Below are 1,707 nucleotides of genomic sequence, written 5' to 3' on the forward strand. Positions count from 1 at the left end.
GTGGCTGAAAGCTTCGTTTACAGCTGGAAAAACAGGAGCCTACCTGCAATCCCTCTCGGCAACTGTTCTTCTTTTCTTCTGTAAACTGCGCTTTCTGATCACACTTTTTTCAAAGGGCGCGTTTTTTTATTAGCATAAGCCATAGTGGTGAACGGAAACTTTTACCCAGGGCTTGATTTTTTGCTTACTTTTTTATGAAGCAAACGTAAGTTTAAAAAGCTTTAATATTATACAAAAACTGTTGTTTTCCTTGAAGATGTCATGTCAATAGGTTTGTCCATATTTGATTCATTGCTCATGACCTAATTTATATCTGCTGCTATATACTTTGCAGCTTTCTTAGATTCTACTACAGTTGTGTCACTTTTTGCGTTGAACCCTAGCTTATCATTTAGCGTAAAATTATAGCAATGTATGTAATCACCAGATAAAAGAATCCTCGTGACCTTATTATCTTTTTTAATAAGGTCCCCCTTAGTTGTTTCATGAAATTCAATATTAGCCTTGTCACATAGCTGGCTATCTAAAGAAATGATACCATCATGCTTTCCGTCTTTTTTTCCAGTCACAACTTGTGCATAGTTTTCATCAAACAAATTTTTATACTCTTGAGAGATTGCACCAGGATCAATATCACTTTTAATACCATTATTTTTACTGATATATTTGCTCATCTTGTCTGTCTTACCACCTATTAGGAATATAGGTATACCATGCTTTGGGTCATTGATAAAGCTAACTACTTGTTGAATAGGCTTAGACTTTGGATGCATATCTAACAACCCCGGGCCTAGTGGGGTTTTGGAGGTCAACCAAGCAGGTAAGCAGCGAGCTAAGCCTAATACTATAGGCATCTTAGTTACTTGTTTCTTGCTGCTACCAACTAAGTTATAGGCTTGGGGTAGTATGTTGTTCATTGTTCTTACAAAACGCTGTGCGTCCCGATAAGCATTACTGAGTAGCTCAAGACCTTTTGTAGGTGTACTGCAGACTATTATCCTTTTAAGATTTATTTTCACTTTAGGATAAGTGCTTTTTTTTGTTTGGTTGTACCCGATCATAAGTGCTACAAGTCCCCCCTGACTATTCCCAAGCAGATAAACTGGAACTTTTTTAACTCCTTCCGCAATCTCTGTTTTTGACCATTTGGGGAATTCTTTTCTAAGGTATGCTTTTAGTGCTGCTTGTAATTCATTGACTACTAATCTTGATTGATCAAGGATACTGAGTTTGTCAGATACCTCATTCTGTCTACATGTTGGCTTAAAAATTATAAAGGGTGTTTTAGCGTTCTCTTCTAATATTAGGTTAACGTTGTCTCCAATATCTTTTGCTGGTGTATTTTGGTTATTCATTCGATGACCATGTAACACTACAAGGAAATTTTTAAGTTTTGATTCTGAAATAGTATTAGAATTGCTATTAATATCACTTTGGGCACCTAAACTAGTACGGGTATTTTTTTTGCGCTTAAGCCAATTCAGTGAATCATGCTGCTGGCAATTACATAGTATACAACCTAATAGAATAAGAAAAAGGTATTTTGTAGGATTAAATTTTAACATGGCTAATAATATTAATTTTTAATTCTGAATAATTTTAAGGTCATGGGTTTAGTTTAATTGTATTTGTGCACACAATGGCATCAAATTAAGGGTTATATTTAACTTGATTATTATATGTAATAATATATAAAAAAACGCCCCT

General features: G+C 34.7%; 1 protein-coding gene. It reads right to left on the reverse strand.

The window, feature by feature from the left end:
* Positions 1 to 302 precede the first annotated feature (302 nt).
* Positions 303 to 1,565 (reverse strand): hypothetical protein, encoded by a 1,263-nt coding sequence (locus MUW73_RS02555; RefSeq protein ID WP_243017836.1) that lies wholly within the window; start codon positions 1,563 to 1,565, stop codon positions 303 to 305.
* Between the last annotated feature and the right edge of the window lie 142 nt (positions 1,566 to 1,707).

Source organism: Candidatus Cardinium sp. cByotN1, assembly GCF_022810525.1.
In the GTDB taxonomy this organism is placed as follows: domain Bacteria; phylum Bacteroidota; class Bacteroidia; order Cytophagales; family Amoebophilaceae; genus Cardinium.